A 25,316-nucleotide genomic window follows, 5' to 3' on the forward strand; every position below is an offset into this window, starting at 1 on the left:
GAGATGAGCAAGAACATCAAGGGCGTCCTGGGCGAGAAGCTCGGTATGACCCAGGTCTGGGACGAGAACAACCGGGTTGTCCCGGTGACCGTCGTCAAGGCCGGTCCGTGCGTCGTCACGCAGGTGCGTACGAACGACAGCGACGGCTACGAGTCGGTCCAGATCGCCTTCGGCGAGATCGACCCGCGCAAGGTGAACAAGCCCCTCAAGGGTCACTTCGCCAAGGCCGACGTGACTCCGCGCCGCCACCTGGTGGAGCTCCGCACCCCTGACGCCAGCGAGTACACGCTGGGCCAGGAGATCACCGCCCAGGTGTTCGAGTCCGGCGTCAAGGTTGACGTCACGGGCAAGAGCAAGGGCAAGGGCTTCGCCGGTGTCATGAAGCGTCACAACTTCAAGGGCCTCGGCGCCGGTCACGGCGTCCAGCGCAAGCACCGTTCCCCCGGTTCGATCGGTGGCTGTGCCACCCCTGGGCGTGTCTTCAAGGGCATGCGCATGGCCGGTCGGATGGGTAACGAGCGCGTCACCACCCAGAACCTGACCATCCACGCGGTTGACGCGGAGAAGGGTCTGCTCCTCATCAAGGGCGCAGTCCCCGGTCCGAACGGCGGCCTCGTCCTGGTCCGTACCGCGGCCAAGGGGGCTTGAGGTAATGAGCACCATTGACATCCTTTCGCCGGCAGGCGACAAGGCCGGTACCGTCGAGCTCCCCGCGGAGATCTTCGACGCGAAGACCAGCGTTCCGCTGATCCACCAGGTCGTTGTCGCACAGCTGGCAGCTGCCCGTCAGGGCACGCACAAGACCAAGCGTCGCGGCGAAGTCCGTGGTGGTGGGCGCAAGCCTTACCGCCAGAAGGGCACCGGCCGCGCCCGCCAGGGTTCGACCCGCGCACCGCAGTTCGTCGGCGGTGGCGTCGTCCACGGCCCGCAGCCGCGTGACTACTCGCAGCGCACCCCCAAGAAGATGAAGGCCGCCGCCCTGCGCGGTGCCCTCTCCGACCGGGCGCGTCACTCCCGCATCCACGTCGTCACCGGCGTGGTCGAGGGTGGAGTCTCCACGAAGGCCGCCAAGTCGCTGCTCGGCAAGATCTCGGAGCGCAACAACGTGCTCCTGGTCGTCGACCGCAACGACGAGGCCGCGTGGCTCTCCGCACGCAACCTGCCCCAGGTGCACATCCTGGACCCGGGCCAGCTGAACACGTACGACGTGATCGTCTCTGACGACGTGGTCTTCACCCAGGCCGCTTTCGAGTCCTTCGTGTCTGGCCCCCAGACCGCTGAGACCGAAGGGAGCGACGCCTGATGAGCGAGGCGACCGTTACCAGCAAGACCTACTCCGACCCGCGTGACGTTCTCGTCAAGCCGGTTGTTTCGGAGAAGAGCTACGCGCTGCTCGACGAGAACAAGTACACGTTCATCGTCGCGCCCGGCTCCAACAAGACCCAGATCAAGCAGGCCGTCGAAGCGGTCTTCTCGGTCAAGGTCACCGGGGTCAACACGATCAACCGTCAGGGTAAGCGCAAGCGCACCAAGACCGGTTTCGGCAAGCGCGCTGACACCAAGCGCGCCATCGTGACCCTCGCTGAGGGCGACCGAATCGACATCTTCGGCGGCCCGACCTCCTAACGGAGGTCGAGTCGTCCGGAATCGGACGAGGACTGAGAAATGGGTATCCGCAAGTACAAGCCGACGACCCCGGGCCGTCGTGGCTCCAGCGTCGCCGACTTTGTCGAGATCACGCGGTCCACGCCGGAGAAGTCGCTGGTCCGCCCCCTGCACAGCAAGGGCGGCCGTAACAACACCGGTCGTGTGACCGTTCGCCACCAGGGTGGTGGCCACAAGCGCGCCTACCGCGTGATCGACTTCCGTCGTCACGACAAGGACGGCGTGCCGGCCAAGGTCGCGCACATCGAGTACGACCCGAACCGCACCGCGCGCATCGCGCTCCTGCACTACGCGGACGGCGAGAAGCGCTACATCATCGCGCCGCGTGGCCTGTCGCAGGGTGACCGTGTCGAGAACGGCCCGGCCGCCGACATCAAGCCCGGCAACAACCTGGCGCTGCGCAACATCCCGGTCGGTACGACCATCCACGCCATCGAGCTGCGGCCCGGCGGCGGCGCGAAGTTCGCCCGCTCCGCGGGTGCCTCCGTGCAGCTGCTGGCGAAGGAGGGCACCATGGCCCACCTTCGTATGCCGTCGGGTGAGATCCGCCTGGTCGACGCCCGCTGCCGCGCCACCATCGGCGAGGTCGGCAACGCCGAGCAGTCGAACATCAACTGGGGCAAGGCCGGCCGCATGCGCTGGAAGGGCGTTCGCCCGTCCGTCCGCGGTGTCGCGATGAACCCGGTTGACCACCCGCACGGTGGTGGTGAAGGCAAGACCTCCGGTGGACGTCACCCGGTCTCGCCGTGGGGTCAGAAGGAGGGTCGTACTCGTTCGCCGAAGAAGGCATCGAACAAGTACATCGTCCGCCGCCGCAAGACGAACAAGAAGCGCTAGGAGCGGGTTTAGATGCCGCGCAGTCTCAAGAAGGGGCCCTTCGTCGACGGCCACCTCGTCAAGAAGGTGGATGTCCAGAACGAAGCTGGCACCAAGAACGTCATCAAGACCTGGTCCCGTCGCTCGATGATCATCCCGGCCATGCTGGGTCACACCATCGCGGTGCACAACGGCAAGATCCACGTCCCGGTGTTCGTCACCGAGTCGATGGTCGGCCACAAGCTCGGCGAGTTCTCGCCGACTCGCACCTTCCGCGGCCACGTCAAGGACGACCGGAAGTCGAAGCGCCGCTAGCGCGGGGTGGAAACGACTATGACTCACACCGAAGGGACAACCATGGAAGCCAGGGCCCAGGCGCGGTACATCCGCGTCACGCCCATGAAGGCCCGCCGAGTGGTGGACCTCATCCGTGGCATGGATGCCACGGAGGCTCAGGCGGTCCTGCGTTTCGCCCCGCAGGCCGCGAGCGTGCCGGTTGGCAAGGTGCTCGACAGCGCCATCGCCAACGCTGCACACAACTACGACCACCCTGACGCCTCTTCGCTGGTCATCAGCGAGGCGTACGTGGACGAGGGCCCGACCCTGAAGCGGTTCCGTCCGCGTGCTCAGGGCCGTGCCTACCGGATCCGTAAGCGGACCAGCCACATCACCGTGGTCGTCAGCAGCAAGGAAGGAACCCGGTAATGGGCCAGAAGGTAAACCCGCACGGGTTCCGGCTCGGCATTACCACGGACTTCAAGTCCCGTTGGTACGCCGACAAGCTGTACAAGGACTACGTCAAGGAAGACGTTGCCATTCGTCGCATGATGACGAAGGGCATGGAGCGAGCCGGCATCTCGAAGGTTGAGATCGAGCGCACCCGCGACCGCGTCCGCGTTGACATCCACACCGCCCGCCCGGGCATCGTCATCGGCCGCCGCGGCGCCGAGGCCGACCGCATCCGTGGCGAGCTGGAGAAGCTGACCGGCAAGCAGGTCCAGCTGAACATCCTCGAGGTCAAGAACCCCGAGGTGGACGCTCAGCTGGTGGCCCAGGCCGTCGCCGAGCAGCTCTCCTCCCGCGTCTCCTTCCGTCGTGCCATGCGCAAGAGCATGCAGAGCACGATGAAGGCCGGCGCCAAGGGCATCAAGATCCAGTGCGGCGGTCGCCTCGGCGGCGCCGAGATGTCCCGCTCGGAGTTCTACCGCGAGGGCCGTGTGCCCCTGCACACGCTCCGCGCGAACGTGGACTACGGCTTCTTCGAGGCCAAGACGACCTTCGGCCGTATCGGCGTGAAGGTCTGGATCTACAAGGGCGACGTCAAGAACATCGCCGAGGTCCGCGCCGAGAACGCTGCTGCCCGTGCGGGCAACCGCCCGGCCCGTGGCGGCGCTGACCGTCCGGCCGGCCGCGGTGGCCGTGGTGGCGAGCGTGGCGGTCGCGGCCGCAAGCCGCAGCAGTCGGCTCCGGCCGCCGAGGCCCCCAAGGCCGAGGCGACCGCCGCTGCTCCGGCGGCTGAGAGCACCGGAACGGAGGCCTGACCGAAATGCTGATCCCCCGTAGGGTCAAGCACCGCAAGCAGCACCACCCGAAGCGCAGCGGTATGTCCAAGGGTGGCACGCAGGTTGCGTTCGGCGAGTACGGCATCCAGGCGCTGACCCCGGCGTACGTGACGAACCGTCAGATCGAGTCCGCTCGTATCGCGATGACCCGTCACATCAAGCGTGGCGGCAAGGTCTGGATCAACATCTACCCGGACCGTCCCCTGACGAAGAAGCCTGCCGAGACCCGCATGGGTTCCGGTAAGGGTTCCCCCGAGTGGTGGATCGCGAACGTCAAGCCGGGCCGGGTGATGTTCGAGCTGTCCTACCCGAACGAGAAGATTGCTCGTGAGGCGCTCACCCGCGCTGCTCACAAGCTTCCGATGAAGTGCCGGATTGTTCGGCGCGAGGCAGGTGAGTCGTGATGTCGGCCGGTACCAAGACGTCCGAGCTGCGCGAGCTGGGCAACGAGGAGCTCCTCAACAAGCTCCGCGAGGCCAAGGAAGAGCTGTTCAACCTCCGCTTCCAGGCGGCGACCGGACAGCTCGAGAACCACGGCCGGCTCAAGTCCGTCCGTAAGGACATCGCCCGGATCTACACCCTGATGCGTGAGCGCGAGCTCGGCATCGAGACGGTGGAGAGCGTCTGATGAGCGAGAGCACTGTGACTGAGACGAACACCGACCGCGGTTTCCGCAAGACCCGTGAGGGTCTGGTCGTCAGCGACAAGATGGACAAGACCGTCGTCGTCGCTGTCGAGGACCGCGTCAAGCACGCGCTGTACGGCAAGGTCATCCGCCGTACGAACAAGCTCAAGGCTCACGACGAGCAGAACGCCGCCGGCGTCGGCGACCGTGTCCTCCTCATGGAGACCCGGCCGCTGTCCGCCACGAAGCGGTGGCGCATCGTCGAGATCCTCGAGAAGGCCAAGTAATTCCTGAGGGGCTTCCCCTTCAGGCAGGTTCCGCCAGGCTCGGCGGGGGTTCGTTCCGGTAACGGAGCGGCCCCCGCCGGGAACCGGCAGACGATCAGGAGATAGACGTGATCCAGCAGGAGTCGCGACTGCGCGTCGCCGACAACACGGGTGCGAAGGAAATTCTCACCATCCGTGTTCTCGGTGGCTCGGGTCGCCGCTACGCGGGCATCGGTGACGTCATCGTCGCCACCGTCAAGGACGCGATCCCCGGTGGCAACGTGAAGAAGGGTGACGTCGTCAAGGCCGTCATCGTTCGCACCGTCAAGGAGCGTCGTCGTCAGGATGGCTCGTACATCCGCTTCGACGAGAACGCCGCCGTCATTCTGAAGAACGACGGCGACCCCCGCGGCACCCGTATCTTCGGCCCGGTGGGCCGTGAGCTGCGCGAGAAGAAGTTCATGAAGATCATCTCGCTCGCGCCGGAGGTGCTGTAAGCATGAAGATCAAGAAGGGCGACCTGGTTCAGGTCATCACCGGTAAGGACAAGGGCAAGCAGGGCAAGGTCATCGTTGCCTACCCTGCTCAGGACCGCGTCCTCGTCGAGGGTGTCAACCGGGTCAAGAAGCACACCAAGGCCGGTCAGACCGCTCGCGGTTCGCAGACCGGTGGCATTGTGACGACCGAGGCCCCCGTCCACGTCAGCAACGTGCAGCTGGTTGTTGAGAAGGACGGCAACAAGGTCGTTACTCGCGTCGGCTACCGCTTTGACGACGAGGGCAACAAGATCCGCGTTGCCAAGCGCACCGGTGAGGACATCTGATGACTACCACCACTGCGCCGCGTCTCAAGACGCGCTACCGCGAGGAAATCGCCGGCAAGCTGCGTGAGGAGTTCTCCTACGAGAACGTCATGCAGATTCCCGGTCTGGTCAAGATCGTGGTCAACATGGGTGTGGGCGACGCCGCCCGCGACTCCAAGCTGATCGATGGCGCCGTGCGCGACCTCACCACGATCACCGGTCAGAAGCCGGCCGTCACCAAGGCCCGCAAGTCGATCGCGCAGTTCAAGCTGCGCGAGGGGCAGCCGATCGGCTGCCACGTCACCCTCCGTGGTGACCGCATGTGGGAGTTCCTGGACCGTACGCTGTCGCTCGCGCTTCCGCGTATCCGTGACTTCCGTGGCCTGTCGCCGAAGCAGTTCGACGGCCGTGGCAACTACACCTTCGGTCTCACGGAGCAGGTCATGTTCCACGAGATCGACCAGGACAAGATCGACCGGGTCCGGGGCATGGACATCACCGTGGTCACCACGGCGACCAATGACGACGAGGGTCGTGCCCTCCTTCGTCACCTCGGCTTCCCGTTCAAGGAGAACTGACCGTGGCGAAGAAGGCTCTGATCGCTAAGGCCGCCCGTAAGCCGAAGTTCGGCGTTCGCGGGTACACCCGCTGCCAGCGCTGCGGCCGGCCCCACTCCGTCTACCGCAAGTTCGGCCTGTGCCGCGTGTGCCTTCGTGAGATGGCTCACCGTGGCGAGCTGCCGGGCGTGACCAAGAGCTCCTGGTAATTCTCCTTCGCCCCTTGGGCGTTGGGAATCACCGGAGACTCTCGGTAAGCATCTGGTCGGCAGGAGCCCGGCCTCACATGCCGTAGGCTTGTGGGGTTGGGCGCCTGCCGCCCAAGACCGACTTACTACGCCGTAGGTCCCCGCACCGCACCCGTCCTGCCTCTGAGTAGGGAGAGGGATGGCGCATACAGGAAACCCCGGCGAGAGAGGCCGAAGGCCAACTCATGACCATGACTGATCCCATCGCAGACATGCTCACGCGTCTGCGTAACGCGAACTCGGCGTATCACGACGACGTCACGATGCCGCACAGCAAGATCAAGTCGCACATCGCGGAGATCCTCCAGCAGGAGGGCTTCATCACGGGCTGGAAGGTCGAGGACGCCGAGGTTGGCAAGAACCTCGTCCTCGAGCTGAAGTTCGGCCCGAACCGCGAGCGCTCGATCGCCGGCATCAAGCGAATCTCGAAGCCGGGTCTGCGTGTATACGCAAAGTCCACCAATCTGCCGAAGGTTCTCGGCGGCCTGGGCGTGGCGATCATCTCCACGTCCCACGGTCTCCTGACCGGCCAGCAGGCCAGCAAGAAGGGCGTAGGTGGGGAAGTCCTCGCCTACGTCTGGTAGTCGGGAACGGAGGAATAGCTCATGTCGCGAATCGGCAAGCTCCCCATCCAGGTTCCCGCCGGTGTGGACGTCACCATCGATGGCCGCACGGTCGCGGTGAAGGGGCCCAAGGGCACCCTCTCGCACACCGTCGCGTCGCCGATCGAGGTCACCAAGGGTGAGGACGGCGTCCTGAACGTCGCCCGCCCGAACGACGAGCGTCAGAACAAGGCCCTTCACGGCCTGTCCCGCACGCTGGTGGCGAACATGATCACCGGCGTGACCACGGGATACATCAAGGCGCTCGAGATCAGTGGTGTCGGTTACCGCGTCCAGGCGAAGGGCTCCAACCTGGAGTTCGCCCTGGGCTACAGCCACCCGATCCTGATCGAGGCCCCGGAGGGCATCACCTTCAAGGTGGAGTCCCCCACGAAGTTCACCGTCGAGGGCATCGACAAGCAGAAGGTCGGCGAGACCGCGGCCAAGATCCGCAAGCTGCGGAAGCCTGACCCGTACAAGGCCAAGGGCGTCAAGTACGCCGGCGAGGTCATCCGCCGCAAGGTCGGAAAGGCTGGTAAGTAGCGATGGCATACGGCGTAAAGATCGCCAAGGGCGACGCGTACAAGCGTGCAGCCCTCAAGCGTCGCCACATCCGCGTCCGCAAGCACATCTCCGGTTCGCCGGAGCGTCCGCGCTTGGTTGTGACGCGTTCGAACCGCCACATGGTGGCTCAGGTCATCGACGACATCGCGGGCCACACGCTCGCGTCGGCGTCGACCCTGGACGTCTCCATCCGTGGTGGCGAGGGCGACAAGAGCAGCCAGGCCAAGCAGGTCGGCGCCCTGGTCGCCGAGCGTGCCAAGGCCGCAGGCGTCGAGGCCGTCGTGTTTGACCGCGGTGGTAACCAGTACGCCGGGCGGATTGCCGCTCTGGCTGACGCCGCCCGTGAAGCCGGGCTGAAGTTCTAAGCCCCGGTTCCTACGCACAGCGGACGTAACAGAGAGAGGTAAATCCAATGGCTGGACCCCAGCGCCGCGGAAGCGGTGCCGGTGGCGGCGAGCGGCGGGACCGGAAGGGCCGTGACGGCGGCGCTGCTGCCGCCGAGAAGACCGCGTACGTCGAGCGCGTCGTCGCGATCAACCGTGTCGCCAAGGTTGTGAAGGGTGGTCGTCGCTTCAGCTTCACCGCGCTGGTCGTGGTGGGCGATGGTGACGGCACCGTCGGTGTCGGTTACGGCAAGGCCAAGGAAGTTCCCGCGGCCATTGCCAAGGGCGTGGAAGAAGCCAAGAAGAACTTCTTCAAGGTTCCGCGTATCCAGGGCACCATCCCTCACCCGATCCAGGGCGAGAAGGCTGCGGGCGTCGTTCTGCTCAAGCCTGCTTCCCCCGGTACCGGTGTTATCGCCGGTGGCCCGGTGCGCGCCGTTCTGGAGTGCGCCGGCGTTCACGACATCCTGTCGAAGTCGCTCGGTTCTTCGAACCCGATCAACATCGTGCACGCGACCGTGGCGGCCCTCCAGGGCCTGCAGCGTCCCGAGGAGATCGCGGCCCGCCGCGGTCTGCCCCTCGAGGACGTCGCCCCCGCGGCTCTGCTTCGTGCTCGTGCGGGAGCGGGTGCGTAATGGCCCGTCTCAAGATCACGCAGACGAAGTCGTACATCGGCAGCAAGCAGAACCACCGCGACACCCTGCGTTCGCTCGGGCTCAAGCGCCTGAACGACTCGGTTGTCAAGGAGGACCGCCCCGAGTTCCGCGGAATGGTTCACACCGTCCGCCACCTCGTGACGGTTGAGGAGGTCGACTGACATGGCGGAGAACAAGCCGCTGAAGGCGCATGACCTCCGGCCTGCCCCGGGTGCCAAGACCGCCAAGACCCGTGTGGGTCGTGGTGAGGCATCCAAGGGTAAGACCGCTGGTCGTGGTACCAAGGGCACCAAGGCCCGTTACCAGGTTCCGGAGCGCTTCGAGGGTGGCCAGATGCCCCTCCACATGCGTCTCCCGAAGCTCAAGGGCTTCAAGAACCCGTTCCGCACCGAGTACCAGGTCGTGAACCTGGACAAGCTCGCGACGCTCTACCCCGAGGGTGGAGAGGTCACGGTGGCCGACCTGGTCGCCAAGGGCGCTGTGCGCAACAACCACCTCGTCAAGGTCCTCGGACAGGGCGAGATCTCCGTAGCGCTGCAGGTTTCGGTTGACGCCGTCTCCGGCTCCGCCAAGGAGAAGATTGCCGCTGCCGGCGGCACCGTCACCGAGCTCGTCTGAGACAACTCGGACCATTCGGTGGCCTGAACATCCGACCGGGGATGCCTCTCATATGGGGCATCCCCGGTTGGTCGTTCCTAGGGGGGCATGTACGCCGGTAAGGTGGCCTCCGTTGCTGTGGTAAGCCCTGGGCGCAAGCGCCTTGGGCCCTTTGGCTATCACTTATTCATCGATCCTCAAGACCGTCACCTCTACGCATTGCGCGGGGGTCGCAGGAGGCACCGTGCTCACCGCGTTCGCCCGGGCGTTCAAGACGCCCGACCTGCGCAAGAAGCTGTTCTTCACGCTCGGCATCATCGTGCTCTACCGGCTCGGGGCGCACATCCCGGTACCGGGAGTGAGCTACGAGAACGTCCAGACCTGTGTTGATCAGGCAAGTAAGGGCAACAACAGCCTCTTCGGCCTGGTGAACATGTTCAGCGGTGGTGCACTGCTGCAGATCACGATCTTCGCGCTCGGCATCATGCCGTACATCACGGCCAGTATCATTCTTCAGCTGCTGACCGTGGTGATTCCCCGACTCGAGGCGCTCAAGAAGGAGGGGCAGTCCGGCCAGGCAAAGATCACGCAGTACACGCGTTATCTGACGGTCGCACTCGCCATCCTCCAGGGCACCGGCCTGGTGGCCACCGCACGCAGCGGTGCGCTCTTCAGCGGTTGCCCGGTCGCCGACCAGATCGTCCCCAACCAGTCGATGTTCACCACGGTCGTCATGGTCATCACCATGACCGCCGGTACGGCCGCCGTCATGTGGCTCGGTGAGCTCATCACCGACCGCGGCATCGGCAACGGCATGTCGATCCTGATGTTCATCTCGATCGCCGCCAGCTTCCCCGGCGCCCTGTGGGCCATCAAGACGAGCGGCAAGCTCGCGGACGGCTGGATCGAGTTCGGCACCGTCATCCTGATCGGCTTCGTGATGGTGGCCCTCGTCGTCTTCGTCGAGCAGGCCCAGCGCCGCATCCCGGTGCAGTACGCGAAGCGCATGATCGGACGTCGCTCGTACGGTGGTACATCCACCTACATCCCGCTGAAGGTGAACCAGGCGGGTGTGATTCCCGTCATCTTCGCTTCTTCGCTGCTCTACATCCCGGCCCTGATCGTCCAGTTCTCCAACTCCACTGCGGGCTGGGCGACCTGGATCCAGGACCACTTCGTCAAGGGCACCCACCCGTACTACCTGACGACGTACTTCCTGTTGATCGTCTTCTTCGCCTTCTTCTATGTGGCGATTTCGTTCAACCCCGAGGAAGTCGCCGACAACATGAAGAAGTATGGTGGCTTCGTCCCGGGTATCCGGGCAGGTCGACCTACTGCCGAGTACCTGAGCTACGTGCTCAACAGGATCACTTGGCCGGGCTCGCTGTACCTGGGTCTGATCGCTCTTGTGCCGACGATGGCGTTGGCAGGCTTCGGTGGCGCGAACCAGAACTTCCCGTTCGGCGGGACGAGCATCCTGATCATCGTGGGTGTGGGTCTGGAGACCGTGAAGCAGATTGAGAGTCAGCTCCAGCAGCGCAATTACGAAGGGTTCCTCCGCTGATGCGAATCGTCCTCGTCGGCCCGCCGGGTGCCGGCAAGGGAACGCAGGCTGCGTACCTTGCCAAGAACCTGTCGATTCCGCACATCTCCACGGGCGACCTCTTCCGCGCCAACATCAGCCAGGGCACCGACCTTGGCAAGCAGGCCCGCGCCTTCATGGACGCGGGGCAGCTGGTGCCGGACGAGGTCACGATCGGGATGGCCAAGGACCGCATGTCCCAGCCGGACGCGGTCAACGGCTTCCTGCTCGACGGCTTCCCGCGCAACGTGGGTCAGGCCGAGGCCCTTGATGTGATGCTCAAGGACGAGGGTGTAAAGCTGGACGCGGTGCTCGACCTCGAAGTACCCGAGGACGAGGTCGTGAAGCGGATCGCGGGCCGCCGGGTCTGCCGTAACGAGAGCGCGCACGTGTTCCACGTGACGTACAACCCGCCGCAGACCGAGGGTGTCTGCGACACCTGCGGCGGCGAGCTGTACCAGCGCGACGACGACAGCGAAGAGACGGTCCGCACCCGGCTGGAGGTCTACCACACGCAGACCGAGCCGATCATCGACTACTACAGGGCGCAGGACCTGGTGGTCACCATCTCCGCGCTCGGCAAGGTCACCGATGTGACCGAGCGGGCCATGGAGGCTCTGAAGTCCGACGAGGGCTGAGAGCACACCCGTAGTACTTGCAGTGCATTCGGCCGCGGCGTCCTTGGGCGCCGCGGCCGACTGTTTGCCGCCGTATCGTTGAATACCCGTCCCCGCTCATGCAGAAAGGCGCCGCGCAATGGTGCAGATCAAGACCCCCGAGCAGATCGCGAAGATGCGTGAGGCGGGGCTGGTGGTCGCTGCCATTCACGCGGCCACCCGCGAGGCGGCGGTCCCCGGCGCCACCACGCTGGACCTGGACCAGGTCGCCCGCAAGGTGATCGCCGACCACGGTGCGAAGTCGAACTTCCTCGGGTACGGCGGATTCCCGGCGACGATCTGCACCTCGGTGAACCAGGTCGTCGTCCACGGCATCCCCGACGAGAAGACCGTCCTCAAGGACGGCGACATCATCTCCATCGACTGCGGCGCGATCATCGACGGCTGGCACGGCGACGCCGCGTACACGGCCTTCGTCGGCACCGGTCACGCTCCGGAGCTCATCGAGCTCTCCCGGGTGACCGAGGAGTCGATGTGGGCCGGCATCGCGGCGATGAAGGTGAACAACCGCCTCGTCGACATCTCGAAGGCGATCGAGTCCTACATCCGCCGCCAGCCCCGTCCGGCGACGGGCAAGTACGGAATCATCGAGGACTACGGCGGGCACGGCATCGGCACCGAGATGCACATGGACCCGCACGTGCTGAACTACGTCTCCCGCAAGCGCGGCAAGGGCATCAAGCTGGTCCCGGGCCTCTGCCTGGCCATCGAGCCGATGGTGTCCCTCGGCACGGCCCGCACCGAGGTGCTGGAGGACGAGTGGACCGTCATCACCACCGATGGCACCTGGTCCTCCCACTGGGAGCACAGCATCGCCCTCACGGAGCAGGGCCCGCTGGTCCTGACCGCTCCGGACTGCGGCCGCGAGAAGCTGGCGCAGTACGGAGTGGAGGCGGCGCCCGACCCCCTGGGGTGATTGCCGGCCACCGCGAGGTCTAAGGATCTCCCGCGGTGGGCAAACTTGACGGATTCGTCTTTTGGAGTCCGCTGACGTAGACTGACTCGTCGGCTCTCGTGCATCCGTGTGTCCGCATACGAGTGACGGAAGTCGATCAAGGTAGCCGATTCGAAAGGCGAAGCGTGGCCAAGAAGCAAGGTGCCATCGAAATTGAGGGCACCGTGATCGAGTCCCTCCCGAACGCCATGTTCAAGGTGGAACTCCAGAACGGTCACAAGGTCCTCGCGCACATCTCCGGCAAGATGCGGATGCACTACATCCGTATCCTCCCGGACGACCGGGTCGTGGTGGAGCTCTCCCCGTACGACCTGACGCGTGGCCGGATCGTCTACCGCTACAAGTAGATCTTGCCCACATCTCGCTTCGGCGGGGTGCTGGCACTGACCCGGAGAACCTGACATCCCATGAAGGTCAAGCCGAGCGTCAAGAAGATCTGCGACAAGTGCAAGGTGATCCGCCGTCACGGTCGGGTCATGGTCATCTGCGACAACCTGCGCCACAAGCAGCGCCAGGGCTGACGCACGACCCCCTCGCATCTCGCAGTACTTCGCGCGACGCACGTAAACGTACATACGCAGTGCCCGTCCAAGCCACGGCTGACGACACCTCCGGCGGGGGCCGGAGACCCGGGCGTACCACCTCTCCACGCGAGAGGTCGGCGGTCGGGAGTGGCGCTGCGGAAGACCCCCGACATAACAACTGGAGCCATTGAATGGCACGCGTTTCAGGTGTTGACATCCCGCGCGAAAAGCGCGTGGAGGTTGCCCTCACCTACGTCTTCGGTATCGGGCGCACCCGGTCCAAGGAGATCCTCGCCACCACCGGCGTGAACCCCAACACCCGCGTTCGTGACCTGGCCGAAGAGGACCTGGTCAAGATCCGCGAGTACGTGGACGCCAACCTCCGCACCGAGGGTGACCTTCGCCGCGAGATCCAGGGCGACATCCGCCGCAAGATCGAGATCGGCTGCTACCAGGGCATCCGCCACCGTCGCGGTCTGCCGGTCCACGGTCAGCGCACCAGCACCAACGCACGTACCCGCAAGGGTCCGCGTCGCGCGATCGCCGGTAAGAAGAAGCCGGGCAAGAAGTAGTCCTCAGCGGACGCACTGCGAGCGTCCGGTTCGCCGGACATCCGCAGCATCCAGCGGTCTTCGCTGTAGGACCGATCACCTCCCCTCTCCATCTGGAGTCAAGACATGCCCCCCAAGGGTCGTCAGGGCGCAGCCAAGAAGGTGCGTCGCAAGGAAAAGAAGAACGTCGCTCACGGCCACGCGCACATCAAGAGCACGTTCAACAACACCATCGTCTCGATCACGGACCCCTCGGGCAACGTGATCTCCTGGGCCTCCGCCGGCCACGTCGGCTTCAAGGGCTCGCGCAAGTCCACCCCCTTCGCCGCGCAGATGGCCGCCGAGTCGGCCGCCCGCCGCGCGCAGGAGCACGGCATGCGCAAGGTTGACGTCTTCGTGAAGGGTCCGGGCTCCGGCCGCGAGACCGCGATCCGCTCCCTGCAGGCCACGGGCCTGGAGGTCGGTTCGATCCAGGACGTCACCCCGACGCCGCACAACGGCTGCCGTCCGCCGAAGCGTCGCCGCGTCTGATCCGCCACGGCCGGTGACGGCCGTGCGTCAGTAGCGTGGGTACGGGCGGTATGCCCCCTACGGGGGTGTGCCGCCCGTATCCTTGTTTCATCTGTCGGGTGTCAAATAGTGGGCGCCCACGACTGAAGGATTCACACATGCTTATCGCTCAGCGTCCGTCGCTGACCGAAGAGGTCGTTGACGAGTTCCGCTCGCGGTTCGTCATCGAGCCGCTGGAGCCGGGCTTCGGCTACACGCTCGGCAACTCCCTGCGCCGCACGCTCCTCTCCTCGATCCCGGGTGCCGCTGTCACCAGCATCCGCATCGACGGTGTCCTGCACGAGTTCACCACCGTGCCGGGCGTCAAGGAGGACGTGACCGACCTCATCCTCAACATCAAGCAGCTGGTCGTCTCCTCGGAGCACGACGAGCCGGTCGTGATGTACCTGCGCAAGCAGGGTCCCGGCCTGGTCACCGCTGCCGACATCGCCCCGCCGGCCGGTGTCGAGGTCCACAACCCGGACCTCGTCCTGGCCACGCTGAACGGCAAGGGCAAGCTGGAGATGGAGCTGACCGTCGAGCGCGGTCGCGGCTACGTCTCCGCCGTCCAGAACAAGCAGGTGGGCCAGGAGATCGGCCGGATTCCGGTCGACTCCATCTACTCGCCGGTGCTCAAGGTCACGTACAAGGTCGAGGCGACCCGTGTCGAGCAGCGCACCGACTTCGACAAGCTGATCGTCGACGTCGAGACCAAGCAGGCCATGCGTCCCCGTGACGCCATGGCGTCGGCCGGTAAGACCCTGGTCGAGCTGTTCGGTCTGGCGCGCGAGCTCAACATCGACGCCGAGGGCATCGACATGGGCCCCTCGCCCACGGACGCCGCTCTCGCCGCCGATCTGGCGCTGCCGATCGAGGAGCTGGAGCTCACGGTCCGCTCGTACAACTGCCTCAAGCGCGAGGGCATCCACTCGGTGGGCGAGCTCGTGGCCCGTTCCGAGGCGGACCTGCTCGACATCCGCAACTTCGGCGCGAAGTCGATCGACGAGGTCAAGGCGAAGCTGGCCGGTATGGGCCTGGCGCTGAAGGACTCGCCTCCCGGCTTCGACCCGACCGCCGCCGCCGACGCGTTCGGCGCGGACGACGACGCGGACGCCGGTTTCGTGGAGACCGAGCAGTACTAGTACGCCTCCGGCTGGGGTGCCCGGGTTCTCCGGGTGCCCCGGACCGGACGAGGGCTCTGCCCTCGATCGCCGGACGGGCTTGATTTCGGGCCGGACCGGCAGACACACACTTCCGTGTGGCGACCGCCTCACGGGAACTGACACCGGTACCTGATACGGCCGGTGCAGCACACAAGGAGAAAACCATGCCTCAGCCCGCCAAGGGTGCCCGTCTGGGCGGCAGCGCTGCGCACGAGAAGCTTCTTCTCAACAACCTCGCGAAGTCGCTGTTCGAGCACGGCCGCATCACCACGACCGAGGCCAAGGCCCGCCGCCTGCGTCCGGTCGCCGAGCGTTTCATTACCAAGGCGAAGAAGGGCGACATCCACAACCGTCGCCTGGTGCTGCAGTCGATCACGGACAAGGGCATCGTGCACACGCTCTTCACCGAGATCGCCCCGCGGTACGAGAACCGCCCCGGTGGTTACACCCGTATCACCAAGATCGGCAACCGTCGCGGCGACAACGCCCCGATGGCCGTCATCGAGCTGGTCGAGGCCCTGACCGTGGCGCAGGCCGCCACCGGTGAGGCCGAGGCTGCCACGAAGCGTGCGGTCAAGGAAGACGCCCTCAAGAAGGACGAGACCCCGGTCGAGTCCGTCGAGGACGCCAAGCCGGCCGAGGCCGACGAGGAGTCCAAGGACGCCTGAGCGTTCTGAGACCTCTGGACGGGCCCGCATCACCCTTCGGGGCGGTGCGGGCCCGTTTCGCTGTGTACGGATCTTGAGAGGATCGCGGTGTGAGTGACGTGGTGGAGCCCGGCTTCGTCCGGGTGCGGCTGGACCTGGCGTACGACGGCAAGGACTTCTCGGGCTGGGCGAAGCAGACCGGCCGGCGGACCGTCCAGGGCGAGATCGAGGATGCGCTGCGGACCGTGACCCGCTCGGCGCACACCTACGACCTGACCGTCGCCGGGCGCACCGATGCGGGCGTGCACGCCCGGGGCCAGGTCGCGCACGTGGACCTGCCGGCCGGGGTGTGGGCCGAGCACGCGGACAAGCTGCTGCGGCGGATGGCCGGGCGGATGGCGCCCGATGTGCGGATCCGGCGTATCGAGGAGGCACCGGCCGGGTTCAACGCCCGGTTCTCGGCCCTGTGGCGCCGGTACGCGTACCGGATCTCGGACGGTCCCGGCGGGGTGGATCCGCTGGTGCGCGGTCATGTGCTCTGGCACGACCGGGAGTTGGACCTCGACGCGATGAACGCGGCGGCGGCGCACATGACGGGCGAGCACGACTTCGCGGCGTACTGCAAGAAGCGCGAGGGTGCGACGACCATCCGGACCCTGCAGAAGCTGAGTTGGGTACGTGACGAGGCGTCCGGGATCATCACCGGGACCGTGCAGGCCGACGCCTTCTGCCACAACATGGTGCGTGCGCTGGTCGGGGCGATGCTGTTCGTGGGCGACGGGCGTCGGCCCTCTCCCTGGCCGGCCGAGGTGCTGGCGGCCAGGGTGCGCGATCCCGGGGTGCACGTGGTGCGGCCGCACGGACTGACGCTGGAGGAAGTCGCCTACCCCGCCGACGAGTTGCTCGCGGCCAGGGCGGTGGAGGCGCGCAATGTGCGGACGCTTCCGGGGGCCGGTTGCTGCTGACGGCCGGTCACGGGGCGGTGCGTCCGCGCCGGAGCAGGGCGGCCGTGAGGGTGCCCGCCAGGTACAGGGCCGCGCCGCTCAGCAGCGAGGAGCGGAACCAGCCGATCCGCGGACTCCACCAGGCGAGGACCGCGGCGGCGCCGACGGCCACGAGTGCGGCGCAGCGGGTCAGCCACCAGCGGCCCGTCCTCGGGGTGTCGGGGCGGGGCGCGCGCGGATGGCTGCCGGTGCTCGTCGTCATCGTGTCGCGCATGCCCGCCAGGATGGAGCGGCGGGCCTGGACCCGGGCGCCGGGGATCTCGCCGAGGACCTCGGTATCCCCGCCGAACCCCGGCGGTACGGGCGGCAGACCGAGGGCGGTCACCAGATCGGCCTGGTGGCGGACCGGGTCGCCGGTGGCGCGCAGGATGTGGGCCAGGGGGCGCGGGTCCGCCACCCGGTACAGATGCGCGAGCTCGCCGGCGACGGCGGTCACGTCGGCGTGGTCGGGGGCGGGGGACTCGGCGTCCCAGGTGTGCGTGGCGACCTGCCGGCCCTGGTGGAGGGCGGTGACGGTGCAGCGCTCGGGGGTGCGGTGCAGGATCAGCGCGGGCCAGCTCTCCCCGGTCGTGAAGGTCTCCGCCGCCGCCGTCAGCGGCTCCTCCGGGAGCAGCGCCGCACGTCGGCCGCGGGTGGCCTCGGGGACCACCTCGACATAGCTGCAGCCCTCGCCCGCCGGGGCCGTACGCAAGGAGAAGCCGCAGATCAGGGCCGCCTGGGCCACGGCGGCCGGGGGTGCGGGGACGATCGCGACCGCGCGCGGGGTCAGGGCCGCCCAGTCCGGGGCGGTGGCGGGCGGCTCGGGCGGGCGGCCGAAGAGCGGGATCCGTGAGGCGAGGTCGAGCCGGACGTCGGACCGGGCTTCGAGGAACTCGGTACGGGGGTCGCCGAGCCGGTTCCACGGGTGCTCGGTCGCGTGGACGCCGATGGCCCGGAACACGTCGAGGGCCTCGGCCGGCCGGTCCGACATGAGCAGCAGCAGGGCCAGGTCGTTGCGGAAGCCGGCCGCCTCGCGGTCGCCCGCCCCGTCGTAGGTGTCGGAGAGGGCCAGGGCGCGGGTGATGGCGGCGTCGGCCTCGGGGCCGTACGGGTCGGGGCCCTCGGGCCCGTCCGCCTCGGACAGCCGGTACTCCAGCGCCGCCTGGAGCGGCAGCGCGTGCAGCCTGGACCCGGGCGGGGCCGACTCGGCCACCCGCTCCGCGTACCGGAACATCTCCTCGTGCGAGCCGTACCACTTGGCGCACAGGTACTGCAGCGCCTGCGCATGGCAGCCGAAGTGGTGCGGGTCGCGGGCCTCGGCCTCGGCGAGATACGCGTCGAAGACCTCGCGCGGGGCCTGCGTGCCGCGGGCGTGGGTGAGCGCGATGCGCCAGGGGACCGGATCGGCGGGATTGAGCTCGGCCGCTGCGCCGATCACCGGTACGGCGTCCTCCAGCAGCGCGAAGAACGCCTGGAACTGGTCCCGCTCGACATCCTTCGCGCGGGCGTCCGTCCGTACCTTCCACGCCTGGTGGAGGTGGAGATCGGCGACGACGAGGAGCGCGTCGGGGTCGTCGGGGGACTCCGCCAGCCAGGTGTCCAGCCAGCCGTCGTGGTGCAGCGCGGTCCGGGCCAGCCGGCTCACGTACGCGTCCCTGCGCTCCCACTGGGCATGCAGCCGCGTCGAGGCGAGGAGCTCCCGCGCCGGGGTGTGATCGCCCGCCGTCGCCGCGGTGAGGGCGGCGCGCAGCTGGGCGTCCGGCGGGTCCAGGACCACGGCCTCGTCGGGCGCCAGGTCGACGCCGATCGCGTCGCGGTGGCGCAGGATGCGCAGGAAGGAGACCAGGAAGACGAGACGCACAGCAGCGGTCCTCCTCATCCGGGAGAAGTGACGGGACGGAACGGCGTGCGGGTCAGGTCAGGTGGTGGGTGCGGTGGCCGCGGCCGAGGCCTGGACCTCGCCGCGGTGGCGGATCTGGCGGAACGTGAAGTTCGTCAGGTCGTCGCCGACGGCGAACACGTTCTTGTCGGCCTTGGTGACGCTCTTGCCGCTGGTGAAGCCGCTGATCGCGAAGTAGGCGTACCGGCCGTAGGAGTTGGACGTGCGGCGGCAGACGGAACCGGGGCGGCAGAACGCCGGCACACCGGAGCCGCTGAGCGCGGCGATGCTGCCGCTGGCCTGCTGGGCGGCCTTCTTCGCCCGGGCCTCCGTCTCGAAGACCGCGAGTCCGATGGTCACCGCCACGCCGCTGCGGCTGTACGTGGCACGGATGACCTGGTCACAGCCGTTGTTCGTGAGGATCGAGCCCAGTGCGTCCTTGGTGGTCGTGGCGCACTTCGTGGTGCTGTGCGTCGCGCCCTTGGCGTAGACGCGGGTGCCCATCGTCAGCTTCTTGCCGGGGAAGAAGGCGTCGACGGTGACCGGCGCCCGGTCCTTCTTCACGTCGGATATGTAGTCCTTCGGGTCCGGTGGGGGCAGCGGGGCGACCGAGGAGAACGACGGCTCGGGCTCCGCCGTCTCGCTCGGCAGAGCGGTCGCCGACGGCAGCTCGCTCGCGTTCTTCCCGGACGTGCCGCCGGAGCCGTTCTTGCTGGTCGAGATGACGGCGGTCGCCACGATCGCGGCAACCGCGGCGGTGGCCAGCGCGCCCCCGCCGATCATCAGCCACTTCTTGCGCCTGGCGCGTGCGGCGGATGCCTCGGCCAGCGCCGCCCAGTCCGGAGTCCCAGTGCCCCCGGGCCCCCAGGAGGGCCCCCCTTGCCCAAAGCTCATGCGCCGAATCCTAGACGGAACGCAAACCGGTTGGGCCTCAGCTTCGCGGCCCGTGACAATGCTCTGTATGGGACATCTTGAAGCAGGCCATCTCGAGTACTACCTACCGGACGGGCGGGTGCTGCTCGGCGATGCTTCGTTCCGCGTCGCGGACGGTGCCGTGGTCGCCCTCGTGGGGGCGAACGGCGCCGGGAAGACCACGCTGCTGCGGCTGATCGCCGGGGACCTCCAGCCGCACGGCGGCTCGGTCTCGGTGAGCGGCGGACTCGGCGTGATGCAGCAGTTCGTCGGCTCGGTGCGCGACGAGCGCACGGTGCGGGACCTCCTGGTGTCCGTCGCCCAGCCCCGGATCCGGGAGGCCGCCCACGCCGTCGACCGGGCCGAGGAGCTGATCCTCACCACCGACGACGAGGCCGCGCAGATGACGTACGCGCAGGCACTGAGCGACTGGGCGGAGGTGCGCGGGTACGAGGCCGAGACGGTCTGGGACATGTGCACGATGCAGGCCCTCGGCGTCCCGTACGAGAAGGCGCAGTGGCGCGAGGTGCGCACGCTGTCCGGCGGTGAGCAGAAGCGGCTGGTCCTGGAGGCGCTGCTGCGCGGGCCCGACGAGGTGCTGCTGCTCGACGAGCCGGACAACTACCTCGACGTCCCCGGCAAGCGCTGGCTGGAGGAGAAGCTGAAGGAGACCCGTAAGACGGTCCTCTTCGTCTCCCACGACCGGGAGCTGCTCTCCCGGGCCGCCGAGAAGATCGTCAGCGTGGAGCCGGGACCGGCGGGCAGCGACGTATGGGTGCACGGCGGTGGCTTCGGTACGTACCACGAGGCCCGCAAGGAACGGTTCGCGCGCTTCGAGGAACTGCTGCGCCGCTGGGAGGAGGAGCACGCCCGGCTGAAGGCCCTCGTCCTGCGGATGCGGCAGCAGGCGGCGAACAGCCCGGACATGGCCAACCGCTACCACGCGATGCAGACCCGCTTCAAGAAGTTCGAGGACGCCGGACCGCCCCCGGAGCCGCCGCGCGAGCAGGACATCAAGATGCGGCTGCGCGGCGGCCGGACCGGAGTGCGGGCGGTGACCTGCAAGAACCTGGAGCTGACCGGCCTGATGAAGCCGTTCGACCTGGAGATCTTCTACGGGGAGCGCGTCGCGGTCCTCGGGTCGAACGGGTCCGGCAAGTCGCACTTCCTGCGGCTGCTGGCGGGCGGCGACGTGGCGCACACCGGCGAGTGGAAGCTCGGCGCGCGCGTCGTGGCGGGGCACTTCGCGCAGACCCACGCCCATCCGGAGCTGCTGGGCAAGACGCTCGTCGAGATCCTGTGGACGGAGCATGCCAAGGACCGGGGCGGGGCGATGTCCGTACTCCGCCGGTACGAGATGGAGCGGCAGGGGGACCAGGCCTTCGAGAGGCTGTCCGGCGGACAGCAGGCCCGCTTCCAGATCCTGCTCCTGGAGCTGGCCGGCACCACCGCGCTGCTGCTGGACGAGCCGACGGACAACCTGGACCTGGAGTCGGCGGAGGCCCTTCAGGACGGGCTGGAGATGTACGACGGCACGGTGATGGCCGTCACGCACGACCGGTGGTTCGCGAAGTCCTTCGACCGGTACCTGGTCTTCGGCTCGGACGGGGTCGTACGCGAGACGGCGGAGCCGGTGTGGGACGAGCGCCGGGTGGAACGGGCCCGGTGACTGGCCCTTGGGCGGGCGGCAGCGTGTTGGTTGCCCCTCTCCGGGCGCGGGGTTCCGTCCTCAATCGCCGGACGGGCTTGAGAGGTGCGGGTCGCTCCGCGGGGTGGGGGCTGCCACCGTCCGGTGGGTGGGGGTGGGGTCCCTCCGGGGCGTCTCCTCAGAAATGGCGTGTTCACCCAGGACCGTGAGGGACCCGGGTCGTACGCCATTTCCTGCGGGGACTCCCCTGCACGCCCCCACCCGGCATCGCCCGCGTCTGCACACCGGCCCGGCGACTGCCGCAGACGCAAGGCGGCCGGGGCCGGGGCCGTGCAGGGGAGTCCCCGCAGGACGACGAACACCGACCCGGGTCCATCACGTACCGGCGGAACGTTCGTCGTTTGAGGAGACGCCCCGGAGGGGCCCCGGCCCCCCACCCACAGGGCAGAGGCGCACCCCGCACCGCGGAGCACCCGCACAAACAAGCCCGTCCGGCGATTGAGGACGGAACCCCGCGCCCAGGGAACCCCGCGCCCAGGGAACCCCGCGCCAAGGGAACCCCGCACCCGCGTGCCCGCCCGGCCGAGGGACCCGTTTTGACCCGTCCGGGGCGAGCCGGGTACTGTCGGGGATTGTTATACGTATTGGCTTCGTCGTTCTCACGCGAAGGGCCCTTACGTAGGTTCCCTGGAGCAGTTACCAGTGGTTCGCATACGGGCAGCGTCCCCGGCATTGTGAGCCCCAGCTGCATGATCGCTTCAGAGGTGCCGTGTGTCTGGACCCCATCCACTGAAGAAGCGAAGGCTACGAAGTGCGTACGTACAGCCCCAAGCCCGGCGATGTCACTCGCCAGTGGCACATCATTGACGCTGAGGACATCGTCCTCGGCCGTCTGGCCACCACGGCCGCGAACCTCCTCCGAGGCAAGCACAAGGCGATCTACGCCCCCCACATGGACATGGGCGACTTCGTCATCATCATCAACGCCGACAAGGTTCACCTGTCCGGCAACAAGAAGACCCAGAAGATGGCGTACCGCCACTCCGGGTTCCCGGGTGGTCTCCGCTCCGTGCGTTACGACGAGCTGCTCGCGAAGAACCCCGAGAAGGCCGTCGAGAAGGCCATCAAGGGCATGATCCCCAAGAACACCCTGGGCCGCCAGATGATCTCGAAGCTGAAGGTCTACGCGGGTGACCAGCACCCGCACGCTGCGCAGCAGCCGGTTCCGTACGAGATCACCCAGGTCGCGCAGTAGTTCCGGCCTCCCCCTAAAGACGTAAAGAAAGATCTGAGGAGAATCGTGGCCGAGACCACTGCAGAGACGCCCATCGAGGGCACCGAGGGCGAAGAGACCTTCGCCGAGGTGACCACCTTCGAGTCGGAGGTCCCCGTCGAGGGTGAGTACACCTCCGAGTCGCTCGCGGGCCGCTTCGGCGACCCGCAGCCGGCGGCCGGCCTGGGCCGTCGCAAGAACGCCATCGCCCGCGTCCGGATCATCCCGGGCACCGGCAAGTGGAAGATCAACGGTCGCACCCTTGAGGACTACTTCCCCAACAAGGTGCACCAGCAGGAAGTCAACGAGCCCTTCAAGGTTCTCGAGCTCGACGGCCGCTACGACGTCGTGGCCCGCATCTCGGGTGGCGGTGTCTCCGGTCAGGCCGGTGCCCTGCGCCTCGGTGTGGCCCGCTCGCTGAACGAGGCGGACGTGGACAACAACCGCGCCACGCTGAAGAAGGCCGGCTTCCTCTCCCGCGACGACCGTGCGGTCGAGCGCAAGAAGGCCGGTCTCAAGAAGGCCCGTAAGGCCCCGCAGTACAGCAAGCGCTAAACCGCCTGCTCAACCGCGTTACACGTTCGCCCCGGCGGCACACTCGTGCTGCCGGGGCGTTCGTTTATTAGCGGTCACGGGCATATAACGGCATAAGGCATTCATAGGCTTGTTGCTTGCTTAGTCTGATTTTTGCGTTTCGGAGCACCTTCGGAGGACACCAGTGGGACGACTCTTCGGCACGGACGGCGTGCGCGGTGTCGCCAATGCGGACCTGACGGCCGAGCTCGCGCTCGGTCTGTCGGTCGCGGCGGCGCACGTACTGGCCGAGGCAGGCACCTTCGAGGGCCATCGGCCGACGGCCGTGGTGGGCCGCGACCCCCGCGCCTCCGGAGAGTTCCTGGAGGCCGCCGTGGTGGCCGGCCTCGCCAGCGCCGGCGTCGACGTGCTGCGCGTCGGCGTGCTGCCGACCCCGGCCGTGGCCTACCTCACCGGCGCCCTGGGCGCCGACATCGGAGTCATGCTCTCCGCCAGCCACAACGCCATGCCGGACAACGGTGTCAAGTTCTTCGCCCGCGGCGGCCACAAGCTCGCCGACGAGCTGGAGGACCGCATCGAGACGGTCTACGAGCAGCACCGCACCGGCGAGCCGTGGGCCCGTCCCACCGGCGCCGGCGTGGGCCGGATCAGCGACTACGCCGAGGGCTTCGACCGTTACGTCGCCCATCTCATCGGAGTGCTCCCCAATCGGCTCGACGGCCTGAAGGTCGTCCTGGACGAGGCGCACGGCGCCGCCGCCCACGTCTCGCCCGAGGCTTTCGCGCGGGCCGGGGCCGAGGTCGTCACGATCGGTGCCGAGCCGGACGGCCTGAACATCAACGACGGCTGCGGCTCCACGCACCTGTCGCTGCTCCGGGCCGCCGTCGTCGAGCACGGCGCCGACCTCGGCATCGCGCACGACGGCGACGCCGACCGCTGCCTGGCCGTGGACGCGGCCGGCGAGGAGATCGACGGCGACCAGATCCTCGCGGTGCTGGCCCTCGCCATGCGCGAGGCCGGGCAGTTGCGCAAGGACACCGTCGTCGGCACCGTGATGTCGAACCTGGGCTTCAAGATCGCCATGGAGCGCGAGGGCATCCACCTCGTCCAGACGGCCGTCGGCGACCGCTACGTCCTGGAGTCGATGAAGGCCGAGGGCTACGCCCTGGGCGGCGAGCAGTCCGGACACGTCATCGTCCTGGACCACGCCACCACCGGGGACGGCACGCTGACCGGTCTGATGCTGGCGGCCCGGGTCGCCGCCACCGGCCGTACGCTCGCCGCGCTGGCCGGTGTGATGGAGCGTCTGCCGCAGGTTCTCGTCAACGTGCCGGACGTCGACAAGTCCCGGGTGTCCACCTCCCCGGAGCTGGCCGCGGCCGTCGCCGAGGCCGAGCGCGAGCTGGGTGCCACCGGCCGGGTGCTGCTGCGCCAGTCGGGCACGGAGCCGCTGGTCCGGGTCATGGTCGAGGCGGCCGACATCGAGCAGGCGCGCGCGGTGGCCGGACGCCTGGCCGACGTGGTGAAGTCCGCGCTCGGCTGACCCGCCCCCGACTCCGGGGAGGGCCCGGCTTCACGGCCGGCCCTCTCCGCGTTCCGCGGCAGGTCGTCGCGGTGGCCCAGCCCCAGCTCGTCGAGGACGCGGGTCAGGTCGGCCGGAGCGGCCGCGAGGCGGACCGGGGTGCCCGCGTCGTCGAGCTCGGCGATGTGCCAGCTCCTCTGGAGGGTGTCGCCGTCGCCGCCCCTGATCTCCTGATTCCGCCCGTACTGGATGTACGCGCGCAGGTCGGCGATGTCGGACCACGGCATCGTCCGGCGGCGCAGCAACGTGCGGGTGCGCAGGCCGTACGCGTCCGCGCTCACCCGGGCGGTGGCCACGTACAGGGCGCAGAGGCCCACGAGCGTGACCAGCAGCCCCAGGGCTCCCAGGAGCCCGCCCCCGTGCACCGCGCTCACCGCGGTCAGTGCCGCTCCCGCCGTGCCGAGCGCGACGCACCACCACAGGACGCGTGGCCGCGTGATGCGGCAGATTACTTCCCCGGCCTCGGTCATGGCTGGAGCATGTCACCCGCACGTATGTGCGCGCCCTGGCGATG

36 protein-coding genes and 1 pseudogene are annotated in these 25,316 nt (G+C 67.7%); 34 read left to right on the forward strand and 3 right to left on the reverse strand.

Annotated features, from left to right (window positions below):
• Positions 1-3: 3 nt before the first annotated feature.
• From rplC to truA, 30 genes are all read left to right on the forward strand, one after another.
• Complete coding sequence (rplC, locus tag ACGFZA_RS01180) at positions 4-648, forward strand: 50S ribosomal protein L3 (protein ID WP_136328436.1); 645 nt, start codon at positions 4-6, stop codon at positions 646-648.
• A 4-nt stretch (positions 649-652) separates the two neighbouring features.
• Positions 653-1,303, forward strand: coding sequence for a 50S ribosomal protein L4 (gene rplD / locus ACGFZA_RS01185; protein WP_326658572.1), 651 nt, complete (start codon positions 653-655; stop codon positions 1,301-1,303).
• The gene (gene rplW, locus ACGFZA_RS01190; RefSeq protein ID WP_014154589.1) at positions 1,303-1,626 is read left to right on the forward strand and encodes a 50S ribosomal protein L23; all 324 of its coding nucleotides are present in this window, start codon (positions 1,303-1,305) and stop codon (positions 1,624-1,626) included. Before rplD ends, rplW begins: the two co-directional genes overlap by 1 nt.
• Before the next feature lie 39 nt (positions 1,627-1,665).
• A complete protein-coding gene (gene rplB, locus ACGFZA_RS01195) occupies positions 1,666-2,502 on the forward strand; it encodes a 50S ribosomal protein L2 (RefSeq protein ID WP_385274725.1) in 837 nt (278 codons plus the stop codon).
• A gap of 12 nt (positions 2,503-2,514) precedes the next feature.
• Positions 2,515-2,796, forward strand: a complete 282-nt coding sequence (rpsS, locus tag ACGFZA_RS01200) for a 30S ribosomal protein S19 (RefSeq protein ID WP_015610726.1) — start codon at positions 2,515-2,517, stop codon at positions 2,794-2,796.
• 42 nt (positions 2,797-2,838) lie between these two features.
• The gene (rplV, locus tag ACGFZA_RS01205) at positions 2,839-3,186 is read left to right on the forward strand and encodes a 50S ribosomal protein L22 (RefSeq protein WP_026290933.1); all 348 of its coding nucleotides are present in this window, start codon (positions 2,839-2,841) and stop codon (positions 3,184-3,186) included.
• Entirely contained in the window at positions 3,186-4,022 is an 837-nt protein-coding gene (gene rpsC, locus ACGFZA_RS01210) for a 30S ribosomal protein S3 (RefSeq protein WP_219569010.1), read from the forward strand. Before rplV ends, rpsC begins: the two co-directional genes overlap by 1 nt.
• A gap of 5 nt (positions 4,023-4,027) precedes the next feature.
• Positions 4,028-4,447, forward strand: coding sequence for a 50S ribosomal protein L16 (gene rplP, locus ACGFZA_RS01215; protein WP_003966953.1), 420 nt, complete (start codon positions 4,028-4,030; stop codon positions 4,445-4,447).
• Positions 4,447-4,671 carry a 50S ribosomal protein L29 gene (gene rpmC / locus ACGFZA_RS01220; RefSeq protein WP_024494976.1) on the forward strand — a complete coding sequence of 75 codons (225 nt, stop codon included), beginning with the start codon at positions 4,447-4,449 and terminating at the stop codon, positions 4,669-4,671. Before rplP ends, rpmC begins: the two co-directional genes overlap by 1 nt.
• Positions 4,671-4,955, forward strand: a complete 285-nt coding sequence (gene rpsQ, locus ACGFZA_RS01225; protein WP_148020234.1) for a 30S ribosomal protein S17 — start codon at positions 4,671-4,673, stop codon at positions 4,953-4,955. Before rpmC ends, rpsQ begins: the two co-directional genes overlap by 1 nt.
• Positions 4,956-5,062: 107 nt before the next feature.
• Complete coding sequence (gene rplN / locus ACGFZA_RS01230) at positions 5,063-5,431, forward strand: 50S ribosomal protein L14 (protein ID WP_003966950.1); 369 nt, start codon at positions 5,063-5,065, stop codon at positions 5,429-5,431.
• A 2-nt stretch (positions 5,432-5,433) separates the two neighbouring features.
• Entirely contained in the window at positions 5,434-5,757 is a 324-nt protein-coding gene (rplX, locus tag ACGFZA_RS01235) for a 50S ribosomal protein L24 (protein WP_018550616.1), read from the forward strand.
• Positions 5,757-6,314, forward strand: coding sequence for a 50S ribosomal protein L5 (gene rplE, locus ACGFZA_RS01240; RefSeq protein ID WP_018550615.1), 558 nt, complete (start codon positions 5,757-5,759; stop codon positions 6,312-6,314). Before rplX ends, rplE begins: the two co-directional genes overlap by 1 nt.
• Positions 6,315-6,316: 2 nt before the next feature.
• Complete coding sequence (locus ACGFZA_RS01245; protein WP_003948630.1) at positions 6,317-6,502, forward strand: type Z 30S ribosomal protein S14; 186 nt, start codon at positions 6,317-6,319, stop codon at positions 6,500-6,502.
• A gap of 224 nt (positions 6,503-6,726) precedes the next feature.
• Positions 6,727-7,125, forward strand: coding sequence for a 30S ribosomal protein S8 (rpsH, locus tag ACGFZA_RS01250; RefSeq protein ID WP_018519291.1), 399 nt, complete (start codon positions 6,727-6,729; stop codon positions 7,123-7,125).
• A 21-nt stretch (positions 7,126-7,146) separates the two neighbouring features.
• Positions 7,147-7,686, forward strand: a complete 540-nt coding sequence (rplF, locus tag ACGFZA_RS01255) for a 50S ribosomal protein L6 (protein ID WP_148020235.1) — start codon at positions 7,147-7,149, stop codon at positions 7,684-7,686.
• 2 nt (positions 7,687-7,688) lie between these two features.
• On the forward strand, positions 7,689-8,072 hold the full coding sequence (rplR, locus tag ACGFZA_RS01260) for a 50S ribosomal protein L18 (RefSeq protein WP_018550612.1): 384 nt from the start codon (positions 7,689-7,691) through the stop codon (positions 8,070-8,072).
• A gap of 47 nt (positions 8,073-8,119) precedes the next feature.
• The gene (gene rpsE, locus ACGFZA_RS01265; RefSeq protein ID WP_018101216.1) at positions 8,120-8,725 is read left to right on the forward strand and encodes a 30S ribosomal protein S5; all 606 of its coding nucleotides are present in this window, start codon (positions 8,120-8,122) and stop codon (positions 8,723-8,725) included.
• Complete coding sequence (gene rpmD, locus ACGFZA_RS01270) at positions 8,725-8,907, forward strand: 50S ribosomal protein L30 (protein WP_003966943.1); 183 nt, start codon at positions 8,725-8,727, stop codon at positions 8,905-8,907. The genes rpsE and rpmD overlap by 1 nt, the downstream gene beginning before the upstream one ends.
• Position 8,908: 1 nt before the next feature.
• Complete coding sequence (rplO, locus tag ACGFZA_RS01275; RefSeq protein WP_018550610.1) at positions 8,909-9,364, forward strand: 50S ribosomal protein L15; 456 nt, start codon at positions 8,909-8,911, stop codon at positions 9,362-9,364.
• Between the two features lie 223 nt (positions 9,365-9,587).
• Entirely contained in the window at positions 9,588-10,907 is a 1,320-nt protein-coding gene (gene secY / locus ACGFZA_RS01280; protein ID WP_351003254.1) for a preprotein translocase subunit SecY, read from the forward strand.
• Complete coding sequence (locus ACGFZA_RS01285; protein ID WP_385274713.1) at positions 10,907-11,563, forward strand: adenylate kinase; 657 nt, start codon at positions 10,907-10,909, stop codon at positions 11,561-11,563. The genes secY and ACGFZA_RS01285 overlap by 1 nt, the downstream gene beginning before the upstream one ends.
• A 118-nt stretch (positions 11,564-11,681) precedes the next feature.
• Positions 11,682-12,518 carry a type I methionyl aminopeptidase gene (gene map / locus ACGFZA_RS01290; RefSeq protein WP_385274710.1) on the forward strand — a complete coding sequence of 279 codons (837 nt, stop codon included), beginning with the start codon at positions 11,682-11,684 and terminating at the stop codon, positions 12,516-12,518.
• A 164-nt stretch (positions 12,519-12,682) separates the two neighbouring features.
• Complete coding sequence (gene infA, locus ACGFZA_RS01295; protein ID WP_003956442.1) at positions 12,683-12,904, forward strand: translation initiation factor IF-1; 222 nt, start codon at positions 12,683-12,685, stop codon at positions 12,902-12,904.
• 60 nt (positions 12,905-12,964) lie between these two features.
• The gene (gene rpmJ, locus ACGFZA_RS01300) at positions 12,965-13,078 is read left to right on the forward strand and encodes a 50S ribosomal protein L36 (RefSeq protein ID WP_003956441.1); all 114 of its coding nucleotides are present in this window, start codon (positions 12,965-12,967) and stop codon (positions 13,076-13,078) included.
• A 194-nt stretch (positions 13,079-13,272) separates the two neighbouring features.
• Positions 13,273-13,653, forward strand: a complete 381-nt coding sequence (gene rpsM, locus ACGFZA_RS01305) for a 30S ribosomal protein S13 (RefSeq protein WP_014047799.1) — start codon at positions 13,273-13,275, stop codon at positions 13,651-13,653.
• A gap of 105 nt (positions 13,654-13,758) precedes the next feature.
• Positions 13,759-14,163 (forward strand): 30S ribosomal protein S11, encoded by a 405-nt coding sequence (rpsK, locus tag ACGFZA_RS01310; RefSeq protein WP_003956432.1) that lies wholly within the window; start codon positions 13,759-13,761, stop codon positions 14,161-14,163.
• Between the two features lie 137 nt (positions 14,164-14,300).
• Positions 14,301-15,323, forward strand: a complete 1,023-nt coding sequence (locus ACGFZA_RS01315; protein WP_003966937.1) for a DNA-directed RNA polymerase subunit alpha — start codon at positions 14,301-14,303, stop codon at positions 15,321-15,323.
• A 185-nt stretch (positions 15,324-15,508) separates the two neighbouring features.
• Complete coding sequence (gene rplQ, locus ACGFZA_RS01320; protein ID WP_136328425.1) at positions 15,509-16,012, forward strand: 50S ribosomal protein L17; 504 nt, start codon at positions 15,509-15,511, stop codon at positions 16,010-16,012.
• Positions 16,013-16,101: 89 nt separating this feature from the next.
• On the forward strand, positions 16,102-16,956 hold the full coding sequence (gene truA, locus ACGFZA_RS01325; RefSeq protein ID WP_385274707.1) for a tRNA pseudouridine(38-40) synthase TruA: 855 nt from the start codon (positions 16,102-16,104) through the stop codon (positions 16,954-16,956).
• 7 nt (positions 16,957-16,963) lie between these two features.
• Here the strand turns inward: truA and ACGFZA_RS01330 are convergent, their stop codons facing one another.
• Both ACGFZA_RS01330 and ACGFZA_RS01335 read right to left on the reverse strand, forming a co-directional pair.
• Entirely contained in the window at positions 16,964-18,835 is a 1,872-nt protein-coding gene (locus ACGFZA_RS01330) for a hypothetical protein (protein WP_393676362.1), read from the reverse strand.
• Positions 18,836-18,892: 57 nt separating this feature from the next.
• A complete protein-coding gene (locus ACGFZA_RS01335; protein WP_393676364.1) occupies positions 18,893-19,747 on the reverse strand; it encodes a hypothetical protein in 855 nt (284 codons plus the stop codon).
• Between the two features lie 67 nt (positions 19,748-19,814).
• Here ACGFZA_RS01335 and ACGFZA_RS01340 point away from each other — a divergent pair, with 67 nt between their 5' ends.
• The 4 genes from ACGFZA_RS01340 to glmM all read left to right on the forward strand — a co-directional run bounded on the left by ACGFZA_RS01340 (position 19,815) and on the right by glmM (position 24,763).
• The gene (locus tag ACGFZA_RS01340; protein WP_326738115.1) at positions 19,815-21,434 is read left to right on the forward strand and encodes an ATP-binding cassette domain-containing protein; all 1,620 of its coding nucleotides are present in this window, start codon (positions 19,815-19,817) and stop codon (positions 21,432-21,434) included.
• Between the two features lie 790 nt (positions 21,435-22,224).
• Complete coding sequence (rplM, locus tag ACGFZA_RS01345) at positions 22,225-22,668, forward strand: 50S ribosomal protein L13 (RefSeq protein WP_266781688.1); 444 nt, start codon at positions 22,225-22,227, stop codon at positions 22,666-22,668.
• A 45-nt stretch (positions 22,669-22,713) separates the two neighbouring features.
• The gene (gene rpsI, locus ACGFZA_RS01350) at positions 22,714-23,241 is read left to right on the forward strand and encodes a 30S ribosomal protein S9 (protein WP_385288847.1); all 528 of its coding nucleotides are present in this window, start codon (positions 22,714-22,716) and stop codon (positions 23,239-23,241) included.
• Positions 23,242-23,404: 163 nt separating this feature from the next.
• A complete protein-coding gene (gene glmM, locus ACGFZA_RS01355; RefSeq protein ID WP_385288844.1) occupies positions 23,405-24,763 on the forward strand; it encodes a phosphoglucosamine mutase in 1,359 nt (452 codons plus the stop codon).
• Between the two features lie 239 nt (positions 24,764-25,002).
• Here glmM and ACGFZA_RS01360 read toward each other — a convergent pair.
• Positions 25,003-25,272: pseudogene (locus ACGFZA_RS01360) on the reverse strand (PH domain-containing protein); the annotation flags it as partial.
• Positions 25,273-25,316: the final 44 nt, after the last annotated feature.

Origin of the sequence: Streptomyces sp. NPDC048211 (assembly GCF_043202315.1) — a bacterium.
Taxonomy (GTDB): domain Bacteria; phylum Actinomycetota; class Actinomycetes; order Streptomycetales; family Streptomycetaceae; genus Streptomyces.

Excerpts from the sequence above, each read along its gene's own strand:
- rplC (WP_136328436.1), top strand. The coding sequence starts at position 4 with ATGAGCAAGAACATCAAGGGCGTCCTGGGCGAGAAGCTCGGTATGACC.
- rplD (WP_326658572.1), top strand. The coding sequence starts at position 653 with ATGAGCACCATTGACATCCTTTCGCCGGCAGGCGACAAGGCCGGTACC.
- rplW (WP_014154589.1), top strand. The coding sequence starts at position 1,303 with ATGAGCGAGGCGACCGTTACCAGCAAGACCTACTCCGACCCGCGTGAC.
- rplB (WP_385274725.1), top strand. The coding sequence starts at position 1,666 with ATGGGTATCCGCAAGTACAAGCCGACGACCCCGGGCCGTCGTGGCTCC.
- rpsS (WP_015610726.1), top strand. The coding sequence starts at position 2,515 with ATGCCGCGCAGTCTCAAGAAGGGGCCCTTCGTCGACGGCCACCTCGTC.
- rplV (WP_026290933.1), top strand. The coding sequence starts at position 2,839 with ATGGAAGCCAGGGCCCAGGCGCGGTACATCCGCGTCACGCCCATGAAG.
- rpsC (WP_219569010.1), top strand. The coding sequence starts at position 3,186 with ATGGGCCAGAAGGTAAACCCGCACGGGTTCCGGCTCGGCATTACCACG.
- rplP (WP_003966953.1), top strand. The coding sequence starts at position 4,028 with ATGCTGATCCCCCGTAGGGTCAAGCACCGCAAGCAGCACCACCCGAAG.
- rpmC (WP_024494976.1), top strand. The coding sequence starts at position 4,447 with ATGTCGGCCGGTACCAAGACGTCCGAGCTGCGCGAGCTGGGCAACGAG.
- rpsQ (WP_148020234.1), top strand. The coding sequence starts at position 4,671 with ATGAGCGAGAGCACTGTGACTGAGACGAACACCGACCGCGGTTTCCGC.
- rplX (WP_018550616.1), top strand. The coding sequence starts at position 5,434 with ATGAAGATCAAGAAGGGCGACCTGGTTCAGGTCATCACCGGTAAGGAC.
- rplE (WP_018550615.1), top strand. The coding sequence starts at position 5,757 with ATGACTACCACCACTGCGCCGCGTCTCAAGACGCGCTACCGCGAGGAA.
- rpsH (WP_018519291.1), top strand. The coding sequence starts at position 6,727 with ATGACCATGACTGATCCCATCGCAGACATGCTCACGCGTCTGCGTAAC.
- rplF (WP_148020235.1), top strand. The coding sequence starts at position 7,147 with ATGTCGCGAATCGGCAAGCTCCCCATCCAGGTTCCCGCCGGTGTGGAC.
- rplR (WP_018550612.1), top strand. The coding sequence starts at position 7,689 with ATGGCATACGGCGTAAAGATCGCCAAGGGCGACGCGTACAAGCGTGCA.
- rpsE (WP_018101216.1), top strand. The coding sequence starts at position 8,120 with ATGGCTGGACCCCAGCGCCGCGGAAGCGGTGCCGGTGGCGGCGAGCGG.
- rpmD (WP_003966943.1), top strand. The coding sequence starts at position 8,725 with ATGGCCCGTCTCAAGATCACGCAGACGAAGTCGTACATCGGCAGCAAG.
- rplO (WP_018550610.1), top strand. The coding sequence starts at position 8,909 with ATGGCGGAGAACAAGCCGCTGAAGGCGCATGACCTCCGGCCTGCCCCG.
- ACGFZA_RS01285 (WP_385274713.1), top strand. The coding sequence starts at position 10,907 with ATGCGAATCGTCCTCGTCGGCCCGCCGGGTGCCGGCAAGGGAACGCAG.
- map (WP_385274710.1), top strand. The coding sequence starts at position 11,682 with ATGGTGCAGATCAAGACCCCCGAGCAGATCGCGAAGATGCGTGAGGCG.
- rpmJ (WP_003956441.1), top strand. The coding sequence starts at position 12,965 with ATGAAGGTCAAGCCGAGCGTCAAGAAGATCTGCGACAAGTGCAAGGTG.
- rpsM (WP_014047799.1), top strand. The coding sequence starts at position 13,273 with ATGGCACGCGTTTCAGGTGTTGACATCCCGCGCGAAAAGCGCGTGGAG.
- rpsK (WP_003956432.1), top strand. The coding sequence starts at position 13,759 with ATGCCCCCCAAGGGTCGTCAGGGCGCAGCCAAGAAGGTGCGTCGCAAG.
- ACGFZA_RS01315 (WP_003966937.1), top strand. The coding sequence starts at position 14,301 with ATGCTTATCGCTCAGCGTCCGTCGCTGACCGAAGAGGTCGTTGACGAG.
- rplQ (WP_136328425.1), top strand. The coding sequence starts at position 15,509 with ATGCCTCAGCCCGCCAAGGGTGCCCGTCTGGGCGGCAGCGCTGCGCAC.
- ACGFZA_RS01335 (WP_393676364.1), bottom strand. The coding sequence starts at position 19,747 with ATGAGCTTTGGGCAAGGGGGGCCCTCCTGGGGGCCCGGGGGCACTGGG.
- ACGFZA_RS01340 (WP_326738115.1), top strand. The coding sequence starts at position 19,815 with ATGGGACATCTTGAAGCAGGCCATCTCGAGTACTACCTACCGGACGGG.